This is a genomic window from Moorena sp. SIO4A1, assembly GCF_010672065.1.
Lineage (GTDB): Bacteria > Cyanobacteriota > Cyanobacteriia > Cyanobacteriales > Coleofasciculaceae > Moorena.
The window spans coordinates 435,028-448,994 of the sequence record NZ_JAAHHX010000002.1 but is presented as its reverse complement, the minus strand read 5'-3'; the positions used below and the strand labels follow the sequence as shown (position 1 = coordinate 448,994).

The following is a 13,967-nucleotide window of genomic DNA, read 5'->3' as shown; positions in this document are numbered from 1 at the left end:
AGGGGCTTTCACCATCGCTTCTTGGTAATTTTAATTAGTAATTTGCCATTACCTAGTTCAAACGGAACTAGTTAAAAGCGAACCACCTTACGTTTTAGTAGGGTAACTCGGCGACTATCAACAACCATTGCCCAAAACCCCCCTGCGCTCAGTCGCCTTAAGATTGAGTTAGCTTGGGTTTCACTAGTTGTGTGTACTGTCAGTAAGTAAGGTCGCTGAGCATAAGAAACCAAGCCAACATTGACGCCCAGTAGTTGCTCTAGTCGGGATGCCATTTCTGGTTGATTGAAGTAGTCCACCAGAACTGCATAACCATCACCCAATCCCTGAGGAGTATAACCTCTATTAGTAGGCTGTATAGTAGTACTAGGTTGGCTTGACGGTGGAGATTGAACTACAAAAGCTGAGTATCCCACTACCTGATCCAGATAGCGTGCCCAATCTTTAGCATCGTTAATGCCTCTGAAACCGCCAACCCGAGTTACTGTGTCTTCCAAATATTGACAAAAATCAGTTTTTGCGCTATTGGGTAAAATTCTTTGAATTTGTTCGTGATTTTTCCTAATTCGGCTAAGCACTAACAAAATGTACTCGCCGTTTTGTGGTGGTTGGCATTGAGGAGTTATTGGTTGAGCATAAACCGAATCAAAGACACCACCAACTAAAGCAGCCAGTGCTATCGAGAAAATTTGTAAAATAAACTGTATTGTTTCCCTGGTCATAGATGATTAGAAAGTAGACCTATAGCCACTGTCTTGGAAGCAAAAAACTAACCATCAAACTGATGCCAGAGACGCTAGAGGGTCAGGTATACTATCTGATGGTGCCTGAAATTCACCAGTTTTGACAAATTCTAGGCGCAGCTTTAACCAGGTGATGAACTTAGGATTAGTAGAAATTATCGCCGTTGCTGGTTGCGGACACTCCTGCTTGACCTGGGACATTTGGGAACTTTCCAAGAATGCTGGCTGGTTGACTAACCAAAAGTCTATTTCTTTTTCCTGTTCATGGTAGTGCCTGGTACGTTCCCGAAGTACTTCCTCCAATGGTTCTTCTTCAAGGAACTTTTGACTGGCTAAAACGTAGTAGTAAGTTTGCATAGTTTCAGTTACTGAGGAAAGCTCAAAATTTACCTTGCATCGCTTGTTTCATTTCTCTAACCGCCCGTTCTATACCCACCAGAGATGCCCGAGCAATGATGCTATGACCAATATTGAGTTCTTCCATACCTTCGATACAAGCAACCGGGTAAACATTCCAGTAGGTAAGACCATGACCAGCATTGACTCGTAAGCCAGCAGCAATCGCTTGTTGGCATCCGGAGGCCAAAACTTTTAATTCTTTAGCCTGACTGACTTCATCAGTAGCTTCTGCATAACTCCCCGTATGAAGCTCAATAAATTTAGCTTTTGTTTGAGCAGAAGCATCGATTTGGGCAGGATCAGCGTCTATAAATAAGCTAACGGGAATACCAGCGCTCTGTAACTGGGCTACAACCTCACTAAGGCGAGGCATTTGCCCTGCTACATCTAGCCCTCCCTCGGTAGTCACTTCTTCTCGTTTTTCTGGTACGAGGGTAACGTAATCGGGTTTAACCTCTAGAGCGATCGCTACCATTTCATCGGTAGGTGCCATTTCCAAATTCAGATGAGTTCGCACCGTTTGTCTCAACAGAGCAATGTCCCTCTGTTGAATGTGACGTCGGTCCTCTCTTAGATGTGCGGTGATGCCATCCGCACCAGCAAGCTCTGCCAAAACCGCTGCTGCCACTGGGTCAGGTTCTACAGTGCGCCGTGCCTGACGAATTGTCGCAATATGGTCAATATTTACGCCAAGTGTTAGCACTAATGTTTTTCTCCTGGATTTGACATCCTAGCCACGACCATAGCGCAGCTTGGTCTTGAATTCCAAGGCTTTACAACCTTAGCTTTGAGCAACATAGCCTTTTCTAGTTTAACAGGGGGAGGGAACATCTAGAGAGATTATCTATCAAGTGTCTACAAGACAGTCCCCCGTGAATTAGAAAGCCCCTCGCGGGCGTGCGCAGCGAGGGGTAGTTCACCTGAAATTCTTAATCCTGGGATTAGATGCTTCTAGGTTGCAGTTCGTCTTTTGATGGTAATTTGACATTCCAGGCTAGTCCTAAGCGCTGAAGCAGCAGGATGAAGAACCAACCCAGGTCAAGTTGCCACCAATAATGTCCAAATCTTGCTGAGTTGGGAAAAGCATGGTGATTATTGTGCCACCCTTCACCAAGGGTCAAGATGGCGACGATAGGATTGTTCTTGCTCATATCAGAGGTAGTAAACAGCTCTTTTCCCCACAGGTGGCAAACTGAGTTGACACAAAAGGTGATTTGACGGACCAGAAAAATCCGAAATGCTCCGCCCCAGATTAAACCACCTAAGACTCCTGATACAGAACCAGTCAAGACTCCACCCAGGAAACCAGGAATTAACAGGGAAAGCAATACCCAAAAGACGTAGAGGTTGTCTATTCTTCGGATCAGCTTGTCCTTGATTAGGTCAGGAGCATACTTATAGGGAGGCTGCCAATCCACATTCACAATCCAAGCAATATGGGAATGCCAAAACCCTTGGATAAATCCCCAAAATCCTCCCTGGTGAAGATGGGGTGAGTGAGTGTCTCCGTCTTGGTCAGAGTAAATATGATGGCAGCGATGATGGTGAACCCAGCTAGTTACTGGTCCTTGAGCTGCCATACATCCAGCAATGGCTAAGAATGCCCTTATAAATGGTCCAGTCTGAAAGGCACGATGGCTAAAAAGCCTGTGATACCCGACGGTAATCCCGATAAAATTCAGGATGTACATCCCGAGAAAAAGACCAATATCGAGAGGCTGGACGTTCAGTTTCTCAAGGAACATAACTACTATCGCAGCAATTACTCCCAAAGGGGAGATGGCGATAACGATAGTAACTAAAGTTTTCTGGAGTGTGCTAACTTCTGGGGAAGTAGATGAAGAGATTGACACTTGTGTTGTTTCAATAAAATACTAATACACCAAAACTAAGCATATCCGATTGCTTGTGCAACATTTAACCTGTACAAACCTACTCACAAGCAGATAGGACGATGGTATAGCATTAGTTTTAACTAATGGTTGTTGCCGACAAAGCAATGCCAAAAGCATTGCGCTAATTTTCTTAATGGAGGCTCTGCTGCCTACTCTCAAACCGCACTGTAACTTCACTCAGTCCATTATTTTACGTCGCTTAACTTACGACCAGCTGCCAAAGCTTTTAGTTCTTCGTTGGGCGGTAGTGTTCCGAAGTTAAACAAGTTACTAACTTATTTCATTATAAAACAGTGGATAATGTTTGACAAGGTTTAGAGAGCTATAAGGCTAATAGTTGCACCTCTAAAACCTGCCAATACCCAAGAATCCCATGGCGGGAATTCCCTTATTCCCTCCTTGTCCTAGTGGAGCCGACTGCATTGCTTTATTAAATCAAAAAAAAAGCTGAAACTCTTGTCCGTGTCTTGATGCAAAGCGCGAGTGGGACAAATCCCCCCATAAAGGCCAACCCGTCGCTTCAGCATAGCTGCCAAATGCCTAACAGCTTACTACATCAAAGTAGATTCAAACTCCTACTAGAAAACTGATAGGAGTAGAATAGAGGACAGCACAAAAAACGGGGTTGTGGAGGGAAGAACGTTGGATGAGCTGAGAACTGCGTTAGAGTTAGCAACCGTTGAAGAATTACAACAAGTGACAGACATTCTATTCTGTCGTAGGTTTAATCCGTTAGATTACCTTCAGCTCCCTGAGCCAATCGATATCCAAAGCCAAAACCGTGAAGCTTGGTTGGATTCCCTGGAAGAGCGATTTCGCTTCTTGGCAGCAGATGGAGTAACAGTACTCAAGGGACGGACGAGGGAAGTAACCTACCGACAAGCCCTGATTCAAGTTTGTCGTTACCTCAAAATTCCTTACTCTCAACGTCTGACTACAACTGACTTGGAAGCAGAAATATTTCTTCACCTCATGGAGAAAACCTGGAAACGCTTACCAACCCAAGAGCAGCAATCCCTAACAGTACAGGTACAGAAATGCTTAGCTAAGTCAAAACTCCCTGAACCCTTACCTGTACAAATCCAGCACAACCCTATCGAGTTTTTACTCAAAGGTGGTAGCGCCCTAGCATTGACCTCGATTCTAAAGCCAATAATACTACAACAGGTTGCACGCCAGTTTGCCCTACATTTCGCTCGCTATCAGGTTGCTAAACAAGCCCTAGTGAAGGGAGGTTTGGCAGCAGCAGCTCAGTTTCAGAACTACTTTACACTACAAACAGCACGACAGGGAATGGCACTAAGTGCTGCTCGTTATGGAGTTACTAGGAGTGTTTTTGCCTGCCTAGGTCCGATCATGTGGAGCTATTTCTTTGTTGACTTAGGCTGGAGAGCGATCGCAACCAACTACGGTCGGATTATTCCAACAATCTTAACCTTAGCACAAATCCGCCTGACTCGTGCTGAGTGCTGGGAACCAGTTTAGATTTATTCATAGTAATGCTTAGTGGCTAGATTGGGAAAGAATAGACATTCAGACAATCACCTACAAATAGGTTGGAACTGCGCTAAGCTGGGAACTCTTATCTTTCCCCTGTTTCCAGCTTTAGGGGCAGTGGGGTTAGTTCTAGCTGTGGGAGATACTTGGCGGCAAAATTACGCCAGTATGATCTCAAAACCCCTAAACTGGGGCTTGGCTATTTTGAGTATCTGGTTGCTCATTACTGCTAGCTTAGCCTTTAACCCCACAGAAGCGTTCCTAGGTTTAGGGAATTTTATCCCCTTCTTCGCCGTTTTCGCTGCTTTCTCTACCCTCATCAAAACCCCAGCACAGCTGAGGCAATTAGCCTGGATTCTAGTTATTCCTTCCCTAGCAGTAACTATACTGGGTTTTGCTCAGATGGTTTTGGGTTGGACTAGCCCAAAAGTATTATCACTAGTCTTTGGTTCAACCTTGGTAGCTAACGGTAATCCTCCAGATCGGATGGATTCAGTGTTTTCGTATGCCAATATCCTAGCCGCTTATCTACAAATACCATTAATTTTAGGAATAGGGCTGTGGATTGAGAGGTTTCAAGCTAGGGGTTGGAGCTGGCATCGATTCGATTATCCGCTGTTGTTCTTGAGTGTGGTGGTGATCGGTAATGCGATCGCATTAGTTTTGACCAACTCCCGCAATGCTTGGATAATCGCTGTTTTGGCTTGCCTTGCCTTTGCCCTTTACTTAGGTTGGTACTGGCTGGTGACAGCAGTTACTGCTGCTGTTGGTAGTATTCTGTGGGCATCATTTGGTCCAATCCTAGGGCGTCAATGGCTGCGTAGTATTGTCCCAGCATACTTTTGGATGCGATTGTCTGACCAGTTGTATCCCAACCGACCCATCGCTACCTTGAGGACAACCCAGTGGAAATTTACTTGGTCAATGATTCAGGAGCGTCCCTGGTTTGGTTGGGGGTTACGCAATTTCACTCCTCTTTACCAGTCACAAATGGAAGTCTGGCTTGGTCATCCCCATAATCTACCTCTAATGTTGACTGCTGAAACTGGCATCCCAGGCACACTGATGTTGAGTGGCTTAGTTGGCTGGATTATAGTACAAGGTATCCAACTATTAAGGGTTTGGTCAACCGTTGCGACCACTACCACTAGACAAGATGGGCATCAAGACAACTTAATTCTGTTCAGTTATCTGGTGGCTTTTGGCAGCTGTACTCTATTCAATCTGCTGGATGTAACTCTGTTTGATTTTCGGGTTAATACCTTGGGGTGGCTGTTGTTGTCAGCAATTCGTGGCGTGGCGTGTCACATTTAACCTAATTTAGTTCTTGATATTGCAATTAGCTAAACCTTAGTTGAAAAGGAGTCGTCTAAGCACGAGTCAGGATAACCGTTCCCATGTTGCCTAGAATAGGTGAAGTTAAGCTTAGTTTACCGAAATTGTCGGATTTTGTGGGATGATTAGAAGATCAGGATCCTTCCAAATGTCACAATAATCGAAAGCGTTGTCTAACCAGTTAGGATAAAACTGCAGTGGCACAAGATCGGGTCAGACAAAACATTAGGAATCGCGAAAGCCCAAACTCCACGAGTTATTACGAAATACTGGGATTGCACCCTAGTGCATCACCCATAGCTATCCGACGTGCCTATCGGCAACTCAGTAAGCGCTATCATCCTGATACAACCGACTTACCCACTGAAACTGCCACGATTAAATTCCAAAAGCTGAACCAAGCCTATGCTACCCTGAGTAATCCAGAGCGACGAGCAATCTATGACCAAAAAATTGGTTATTCCCGCCTCAATGTGATTCAGCCACCCCCTAGTTTAAACAATCCAGTTAATCAAAAGCCACCAAGCTCCTCGTCCTCAGCTTACCTTGATCCCACTGACCGCCCCCTTTCAGCTGGGGAGATTTTTGTCTTATTCATTTTAGGACTAACCTTTTTAGGCTGCTTACTACTAGCCATAGCGATTGGATTAACCCAAGGTGAATCTGCTCTGCTAATTTCTAAACCCAGTGGCAATGATTTGCTTACCTTACCCGAGATTAATTTTATTCAACAGGCGAAACCTGATAATTTGGATAGTCAAATACCGGTTAATAACCAATCAGCCCAAAATACCCAGATAACCCATCTCTCAGAATAACTGATCAAGAATAACTTATAATATTAAGTCTGTTTAATCCCTTATAATGTTAATCCCTTATAATAGGGTTTATCCCATAAATGTTAATTGTCTTAATTGTTAATTGTCTTAATTGTTAATTGAAAATTGTCACGTGACCATTGACAATGTTCAATTTTCTACTGATGTACCACCAAGAATTATAAATAGTTAATCGGACTCGATATGACACTTCCGCCAGGTGATACCCCCTTGTATAACCACCCTCTACCTGAAATAGAGAGGTGGCTGAAAATACTAGGATGTGAACAAGACAGTAATGATCTACATTGCTGGCGTGTTGATCGACCTACCTGGAAAGCAGAACTTTGCCTTGAGGTAGAGGAGTTAATCGTGCGCTACGTCAAGTCTGGGGAAGATGGACAAGATATTCAACGATCTTTCAAGTATTCCCTCAGCCGCAAAGATATAGAAGATGCAGTTTTCTGTGGTCCTTAGTAGGTGAAGGGTCTGCGGTCGTTGAACGTTATAAGGTTGTCCCTTGTAGCGTGGCCTTTTGGCCAAGGTTAGAAGGTTGAAAGTTATAAGGTTGTTCCCTAGGCGAACAACTAAAAAACCTACCCTACAAGGAACGCCAAAAGCGAACAACTAAAAAACCTTTCACCATTCTTATCTTAGACTTTTCCAAACCGACGTTCACGCTGCTGATAAGTAGACAAAGCACGGTGAAACTGTCCACGGTCAAAATCCGGCCATAGGGTATCTGTGATGTAAAGTTCCCCATAAGCCATTTGCCAAAGTAGGAAATTGCTCAAGCGCATTTCCCCACTAGTGCGAATTAGCAAGTCTGGGTCACAGATATTGGCAGTGTAGAGATGGCGTGAAAATAGGGCTTCGTCAATGTCATCTGGTTGGATGTGACCAAGTTGGACCTGAGTAGCAATGGCTCGACAGGCTTGTATAATTTCCTGGCGGGCCCCGTAGTTAGTAGCCACAGTAAACTGAATGCCAGTATTATTGAGAGTTTCATTCATAGAATGCTCAATTTGTGCTTGCAACGATTGCGGTAAGGCGGTCAAATTTCCCACAAACTGAATCCGAACATTCTCCTCCATCATTTCTTGAAGTTCTCTAGCCAAAACCCGCTCAAACAAGGTCATCAGAAACTCCACCTCTTCTAAGGGGCGTCCCCAGTTTTCTGTAGAAAATGCATAGGCGGTAAGGGCTTTGATTCCCCAATCATCACAACAACGAAGTAGTTTTTTGAGAGCCTCCACCCCTTGCCGATGTCCTATAACTCGAGGTAGTCCCCGGCGTTTTGCCCAACGACCATTACCATCCATAATCACTGCCACATGCCTAGGCAAACGGTCTGGTGAAAGGTCGCTTGGTAATTTGTTTAGGATAGTTTGCATAGCAGTTATTTTTTCTCTTGAGACGTTGATGATGGAAGACGGAGGAAACGTGAAACTAGCACCCGTCCCTGGGACTTGAATTGGCGACCTAGGTTGCGTAGACCTGGAGCAACTACCTCACGATCCACGACTGGGGAAAATCGTTCCTCTAGCAATTGTTTGAGTCTCGTGCTAGTTAGTGGTCGGTACAATCCTCCTTTTTCCGCCAAAGAAATTGAACCCGTCTCTTCAGATACAACAATACAAAGGCAATTTTCGACACGTTCTGTAATTCCCATCGCAGCCCGATGGCGGGTCCCCAGCTTCCGAGAGGCTGTGCGCTCAGAAAGAGGCAAAATTACCCCCGCAGCTACAACCCGAGAGCCACGAATTAATACCGCTCCATCGTGTAACAACGTAGTTGTTTGGAAAATGGTTTGCAGTAGTTCTTTAGAAATTTCAGCATTTAGCTGAACACCCGGTACAGAAACATCCCGCTCATCAATTGGACCATTAGTTTCTAAAGTTATCAAAGCGCCAACTCGATTTTGAGACAACTCTTTGACCGCGTCTACGATTTCATTGATTACACTGTCAGGCTTAGGAGTGGGACGTCGTTGTCCTTGAAACAACTGCACAATCTCTCCTCGACCTAACTGTTCAAGAAATCGACGAAACTCTGACTGGAAGATGACAGCCATTGCCACAGCTGAGCCAACCACCAACTTTTCTAGCACAAAACTCAATAGCGTCAACCCTAACCTATTACTTACTGCTGCGGCTAACATCAGGACAATTAGCCCTCGCACCATCCATAAGGTGCGGCGCTCCCCAATGATGAGGAGCACAAGATAAGTAAGGGCTAGAACCAACCCAACATCGATGCTGTGAAGCAACAATGACTGAGCCCAGCTATGGTCAGTAACAGGACCCGGCAACGGAGGCATTGAACGTTCAGGAAAGAATTAAGGATGGAGATGGAGTCGAACTGGCTTGATTTTAGCGTCAGCTAAGTGATTAGCTCTTAAAAAGTTAATGGTTAATGATTGGCGGTTAGCCAAAAGTCAACCACCAACAACCAATAGCTTTTAGCTTTTAGCTTTTAGCTTTTAGCTAATTTCTGCTCTGGGTCTGAGTCGTTCGGGCAAACGATCTAGGCGAATTAAATCTTGGTAAGTTTCCCGCTGCACAATCACCTGGGCTTCTCCGTCCTTGACTAAAACTGCTGCTGGTCTGGGTAACCGATTGTAATTAGATGCCATGCTGTAATTGTAGGCACCAGTAGCCATTACCACCAAAATATCTCCTGGCTGAGTTTGAGGTAAGGTAGCATCTTTAATCAAAATGTCCCCTGATTCACAATGTTTACCAGCAATTGTGATTTTTTCGGTTAGGGGAGCTGACATCCGGTTGGCAATCACAGAGCGATAAACGGATTGGTAGGTAATCGGACGCGGATTATCTGACATACCTCCATCAACTGTCAAGTAAGTCCGGATTTCGGGGATGACTTTAGAACTCCCCAGAGTGTAGGCGGTGACACAGGCTGGACCAACAATGGAACGCCCGGGTTCCGATAGCAGTTTCGGTAGGACGAGTTGCCGAGAAGTGCAAGCAGCAACAACGGAGTCACAGACTCCCTTGACCCAATCATCAATAGTAGGAGGGTCATCGGATTCTAGATAACAAATCCCTAAGCCTCCTCCTACATTGATCTGTTCTACTCGCAAATCGTAGTCAGCCGCTTTAACAATACACTCGACTAGCACTTTCGCCAGATCTTGATGGGGTTGGCTCTCAAAAATCTGAGAGCCAATGTGGGCGTGTAAACCAACAAAGTTGAGGGTTGGGTGTTGGCTGATAAAGGTAAAAACTTCATCCCAGGTATCGGGATCAAAGCCAAACTTACTGTCTAGGTGACCCGTGCGAATGTAATCGTGGGTGTGACACTCGATCCCTGGGGTCAATCGAATCATGATCCGGATACTCTCTTGTGGTAACGAAGCCAGGGCTTTTAACTCCAGCCAGTTATCCACTACGATGGTGCAGCCACTCTCGGTAGCTAGCTCCAGTTCACTGGTAGATTTATTATTGCCATGGAAATAGAGTTTGTCAGCACTAACACCAGCTTGTAGAGCAGTGTAGAGTTCACCACCAGAAACCACATCGATTCCGAGGCTTTCAGAGTTTGCGATCGCACAAATTGCTAAACAATTCCAGGCTTTAGAAGCGTAGAGGACTAGAGATTCTCCGGGGTAGTAGTTAGCAAAGGCTTCCCGATACTGATGACAAGCAGTTCTAAAGGTTACTTCGTCCACAATGTAAAGGGGGGAGCCAAATTGCTCGACTAGAGTCGTCACATCGCAACAACCAATTTCCAAGCAGTCACGGCTGTTAACTTTGGCGGTTAGAGGGAGCAGTTTATGATTCGGTGAGGGGTTTGACCCACCATTGTTTGGGTCTGGAGTGATAGATGAATTGAGATACTGAAGCCCTGAATTCTGAACCTGAGTGGGTTGAGTCGATAGCATTATGTAATTATTTTCCTGATTTTGCTTTACAGTTGGAACTTGCGTCTCGTTAATCAGTGTACAATTGAAGGCTGTGACTGTCTTAAAACTTAAACCCCTCAAAGCAGAGCACCTAAGTGCTGCAGTGGCACTGGATCAGCTGTGTTTTGGTGGACTTTGGACTCGGTCGGGTTACGAGCGAGAGTTGGATAGCCCCAACAGTCAGTTGTTGGCTTTGGAAGCTCCTCCAAAAGGGGACAAAAAAGAAACTTTGCTTGAAGGCACAGGTGTTCCCATCACCTCATTACCCAATTGCCTGGTAGGCTTAGGTTGTTTTTGGTCAATTTTGGAGGAAGCCCATATTATTATTCTGGCAGTGCATCCTGACTACCAACGTCAAGGTTTGGGTCAATTACTGCTTTATTCATTGCTACAGGATGCTAAACAGCGTAATTTAGAGTGGGCAACCTTAGAGGTGAAACCATCTAATCAAGCAGCACTAGCTCTTTACCAAAAGTTCGGCTTCACTGAAGCTGGACGACGTAGAAACTATTACAAAGACACTGGGGAGGATGCTCTGATTCTATGGCGAGGGGGTCTGAAAAGCCCTGAATTTGAGAAAACAATGGCCGATTGTTACCAGGAAATTAAACAGCGCTTGGCAGCTATTGACCTGGAAATTGGTTAATGGCTAATAACTAGAAATGGCATCGGAAGTAAGTAAATAACTGTTTCAATTGCTGGGAGTTGTGTAAAAATAAACGGTGGGCTGATTTACCTGTGCTAGAATCAGCTTACACGGGCATGCAACAGGTGATGGGAATACGCCATGTTTGAACGCTTTACAGAAAAAGCCATTAAGGTGATCATGCTGGCTCAGGAAGAAGCACGTCGCCTAGGTCATAATTTCGTAGGCACAGAGCAAATCCTCCTGGGTCTGATCGGAGAAGGAACTGGCGTAGCTGCCAAGGTCCTCAAATCTATGGGCGTAAATCTCAAAGACGCTCGGATTGAAGTTGAGAAAATTATTGGCAGGGGTTCCGGCTTCGTTGCTGTCGAAATCCCCTTTACCCCCAGAGCAAAGCGGGTTCTGGAGCTATCCCTAGAAGAAGCTCGCCAGCTAGGCCATAACTACATTGGTACAGAACATCTGCTACTAGGGCTAATACGGGAGGGAGAAGGCGTAGCGGCTAGGGTTTTGGAAAACCTAGGAGTAGACCTGTCTAAAGTCAGAACCCAAGTTATCCGAATGTTGGGTGAAACGGCGGAAGTCACAGCAGGAGCCTCTCAAGGTCGTACAAAGACTCCTACTCTCGATGAGTTTGGCTCGAACCTAACCCAGATGGCTAGTGAAGGCAAGCTAGATCCAGTAGTAGGACGGGAAAAGGAAATAGAACGGGTAATCCAGATATTGGGACGCCGTACCAAGAATAACCCAGTATTGATCGGAGAACCAGGGGTAGGAAAAACGGCGATCGCAGAAGGCTTAGCCCAACGAATCGCTAACAATGATGTTCCAGACATTTTGGAAGAAAAGCGAGTCGTTACCCTCGATATTGGCTTACTGGTCGCTGGAACCAAATACCGGGGTGAGTTTGAAGAACGCCTGAAAAAAATTATGGATGAAATTCGTCAGGCATCTAACGTAATCCTGGTGATTGACGAGGTTCATACCCTGATTGGTGCAGGTGCAGCTGAAGGCGCAATTGATGCGGCAAATATCCTCAAACCAGCCTTAGCAAGGGGAGAATTGCAGTGCATTGGAGCGACAACTTTGGATGAGTACCGCAAACACATTGAGCGGGATGCAGCCTTAGAACGTCGTTTCCAACCAGTAATGGTCGGTGAACCGTCAGTAGAAGAAACTATTGAGATTCTATACGGCTTGCGGGAGCGCTACGAGCAACACCACAAATTGAAAATTTCCGATGAGGCTCTCGAAGCAGCAGCAAACCTCTCAGACCGTTATATTTCCGACCGTTACCTGCCAGATAAGGCAATTGACCTGATCGATGAAGCAGGAAGCCGAGTGCGTTTGATTAACTCCCAGTTGCCCCCAGCAGCAAAAGAGCTAGATAAAGAACTGCGTCAGGTCCTAAAAGAAAAAGATGATGCGGTACGCTCCCAGGACTTTGATCGAGCTGGGGAACTACGTGATCGCGAAATGGAAATAAAGGCGGAAATTCGCTCAATTGCCCAAAGCAAGAAGAGCGAGTCTCGGGGTACTGATGACAGCCCAGTTGTAGATGAAGAGGACATTGCTCACATTGTTGCTTCTTGGACTGGTGTGCCGGTACAAAAACTGACTGAATCAGAGTCAGAGAAACTACTGCACATGGAAGATACCCTGCATCAACGCCTGATTGGTCAGGAAGATGCGGTTAAAGCCGTTTCCCGAGCAATTCGTCGAGCTAGGGTAGGCTTAAAGAATCCCAACCGTCCGATTGCCAGTTTTGTCTTCTCTGGACCTACAGGGGTCGGTAAGACAGAATTAGCTAAATCATTGGCAGCTTACTTCTTCGGGTCTGAAGAAGCCATGGTGCGCCTAGATATGTCCGAATACATGGAGCGCCATACCGTTAGTAAGTTGGTAGGTTCGCCTCCTGGATATGTGGGCTACAACGAAGGTGGTCAACTAACTGAGGCAGTGCGACGTCGTCCTTACACAGTAGTGCTGTTCGATGAAATTGAAAAGGCACACCCAGATGTGTTCAATATGCTGCTGCAAATCCTAGAGGATGGGCGGTTGACTGACTCCAAGGGTCGGACGGTAGACTTTAAAAACACCCTGCTGATCATGACCTCGAATATCGGTTCCAAGGTTATTGAAAAGGGTGGCGGACAACTGGGCTTCGAGTTCAGCGATAATCAAGCGGAATCCCAATATAATCGAATTCGGAATCTAGTGAACGAAGAACTTAAACAGTACTTCCGCCCAGAGTTCCTGAATCGTTTAGATGAGATTATCGTCTTCCGTCAGTTGACCAAAGAAGAAGTCAAGGACATTGCCAAGATTCTGTTAAAAGAAGTGTTTGGTCGTTTGTACGAACAAGGCATTACTCTAGAAGTCAGCGAGAAATTCAAAGACCGTTTGATCGAAGAGGGTTACAACCCCAGCTACGGGGCCAGACCATTACGCCGAGCAATCATGCGGTTGTTGGAGGATGTGCTGGCAGAAGAAATTCTCTCCAGTCGCATTAAGGAAGGAGATATTGCCTATGTTGATGTCAATGAAGAGGGTAAGGTGCAAGTCAGTCGTAAGGAAAACCGAGAGCTTTTGCCTCAAGGAGTTGAGTAAGTGATTGTAGGGTAAAGCCCCTACTTATCCTGTGCTAACTCCCCTTAATCCCCCCTTACTAAGAGGGGGGAAATTTTTGGCATTGTTTATGACAAATTA

The 13,967-nt window shown here is 45.5% G+C and carries 13 protein-coding genes; 6 read left to right on the top strand and 7 right to left on the bottom strand.

Features of this window, described 5'->3' with window-relative positions:
• Positions 1–71: 71 nt before the first annotated feature.
• The 4 genes from F6K53_RS03040 to F6K53_RS03025 all read right to left on the bottom strand — a co-directional run bounded on the left by F6K53_RS03040 (position 72) and on the right by F6K53_RS03025 (position 2,995).
• Entirely contained in the window at positions 72–722 is a 651-nt protein-coding gene (locus tag F6K53_RS03040; RefSeq protein ID WP_293017937.1) for a hypothetical protein, read from the bottom strand.
• A gap of 54 nt (positions 723–776) precedes the next feature.
• A complete protein-coding gene (locus tag F6K53_RS03035) occupies positions 777–1,100 on the bottom strand; it encodes an MgPME-cyclase complex family protein (protein WP_075903987.1) in 324 nt (107 codons plus the stop codon).
• 22 nt (positions 1,101–1,122) lie between these two features.
• Positions 1,123–1,845 carry a pyridoxine 5'-phosphate synthase gene (locus F6K53_RS03030; protein ID WP_293043811.1) on the bottom strand — a complete coding sequence of 241 codons (723 nt, stop codon included), beginning with the start codon at positions 1,843–1,845 and terminating at the stop codon, positions 1,123–1,125.
• Positions 1,846–2,083: 238 nt separating this feature from the next.
• Positions 2,084–2,995: an acyl-CoA desaturase gene (locus tag F6K53_RS03025; protein ID WP_293017933.1), complete on the bottom strand. Its 912-nt coding sequence runs from the start codon at positions 2,993–2,995 to the stop codon at positions 2,084–2,086.
• Positions 2,996–3,679: 684 nt separating this feature from the next.
• Between F6K53_RS03025 and F6K53_RS03020 the strand changes: the two genes are divergently transcribed.
• The 4 genes from F6K53_RS03020 to F6K53_RS03005 all read left to right on the top strand — a co-directional run bounded on the left by F6K53_RS03020 (position 3,680) and on the right by F6K53_RS03005 (position 7,164).
• The gene (locus F6K53_RS03020; protein WP_293017931.1) at positions 3,680–4,522 is read left to right on the top strand and encodes a YaaW family protein; all 843 of its coding nucleotides are present in this window, start codon (positions 3,680–3,682) and stop codon (positions 4,520–4,522) included.
• A 21-nt stretch (positions 4,523–4,543) separates the two neighbouring features.
• Positions 4,544–5,848: an O-antigen ligase family protein gene (locus F6K53_RS03015; RefSeq protein WP_293065979.1), complete on the top strand. Its 1,305-nt coding sequence runs from the start codon at positions 4,544–4,546 to the stop codon at positions 5,846–5,848.
• Positions 5,849–6,066: 218 nt separating this feature from the next.
• Positions 6,067–6,687 carry a DnaJ domain-containing protein gene (locus tag F6K53_RS03010; protein ID WP_293065976.1) on the top strand — a complete coding sequence of 207 codons (621 nt, stop codon included), beginning with the start codon at positions 6,067–6,069 and terminating at the stop codon, positions 6,685–6,687.
• A 204-nt stretch (positions 6,688–6,891) separates the two neighbouring features.
• Positions 6,892–7,164: a DUF3143 domain-containing protein gene (locus F6K53_RS03005; protein ID WP_070395455.1), complete on the top strand. Its 273-nt coding sequence runs from the start codon at positions 6,892–6,894 to the stop codon at positions 7,162–7,164.
• 176 nt (positions 7,165–7,340) lie between these two features.
• Here F6K53_RS03005 and F6K53_RS03000 read toward each other — a convergent pair whose 3' ends face one another.
• The 3 genes from F6K53_RS03000 to lysA all read right to left on the bottom strand — a co-directional run bounded on the left by F6K53_RS03000 (position 7,341) and on the right by lysA (position 10,591).
• Positions 7,341–8,081 (bottom strand): isoprenyl transferase, encoded by a 741-nt coding sequence (locus F6K53_RS03000; protein WP_293017925.1) that lies wholly within the window; start codon positions 8,079–8,081, stop codon positions 7,341–7,343.
• 5 nt (positions 8,082–8,086) lie between these two features.
• Positions 8,087–9,007, bottom strand: coding sequence for a diadenylate cyclase CdaA (gene cdaA, locus F6K53_RS02995; RefSeq protein ID WP_293017924.1), 921 nt, complete (start codon positions 9,005–9,007; stop codon positions 8,087–8,089).
• A 162-nt stretch (positions 9,008–9,169) separates the two neighbouring features.
• Positions 9,170–10,591 carry a diaminopimelate decarboxylase gene (gene lysA, locus F6K53_RS02990; RefSeq protein ID WP_293065971.1) on the bottom strand — a complete coding sequence of 474 codons (1,422 nt, stop codon included), beginning with the start codon at positions 10,589–10,591 and terminating at the stop codon, positions 9,170–9,172.
• Positions 10,592–10,664: 73 nt separating this feature from the next.
• On the opposite strand from lysA, the gene rimI reads away from it, so the two are divergent.
• Both rimI and F6K53_RS02980 read left to right on the top strand, forming a co-directional pair.
• Entirely contained in the window at positions 10,665–11,258 is a 594-nt protein-coding gene (rimI, locus tag F6K53_RS02985; protein ID WP_293035787.1) for a ribosomal protein S18-alanine N-acetyltransferase, read from the top strand.
• 141 nt (positions 11,259–11,399) lie between these two features.
• On the top strand, positions 11,400–13,868 hold the full coding sequence (locus F6K53_RS02980; protein WP_075903969.1) for an ATP-dependent Clp protease ATP-binding subunit: 2,469 nt from the start codon (positions 11,400–11,402) through the stop codon (positions 13,866–13,868).
• Positions 13,869–13,967 lie beyond the last annotated feature (99 nt).

Bases quoted from the DNA above. Each gene is read 5' to 3' on its own strand.
- F6K53_RS03005 (WP_070395455.1), top strand. From the start codon at position 6,892: ATGACACTTCCGCCAGGTGATACCCCCTTGTATAACCACCCTCTACCT.
- lysA (WP_293065971.1), bottom strand. From the start codon at position 10,591: ATGCTATCGACTCAACCCACTCAGGTTCAGAATTCAGGGCTTCAGTAT.
- F6K53_RS03040 (WP_293017937.1), bottom strand. From the start codon at position 722: ATGACCAGGGAAACAATACAGTTTATTTTACAAATTTTCTCGATAGCA.
- F6K53_RS03000 (WP_293017925.1), bottom strand. From the start codon at position 8,081: ATGCAAACTATCCTAAACAAATTACCAAGCGACCTTTCACCAGACCGT.
- F6K53_RS02980 (WP_075903969.1), top strand. From the start codon at position 11,400: ATGTTTGAACGCTTTACAGAAAAAGCCATTAAGGTGATCATGCTGGCT.
- F6K53_RS03035 (WP_075903987.1), bottom strand. From the start codon at position 1,100: ATGCAAACTTACTACTACGTTTTAGCCAGTCAAAAGTTCCTTGAAGAA.
- cdaA (WP_293017924.1), bottom strand. From the start codon at position 9,007: ATGCCTCCGTTGCCGGGTCCTGTTACTGACCATAGCTGGGCTCAGTCA.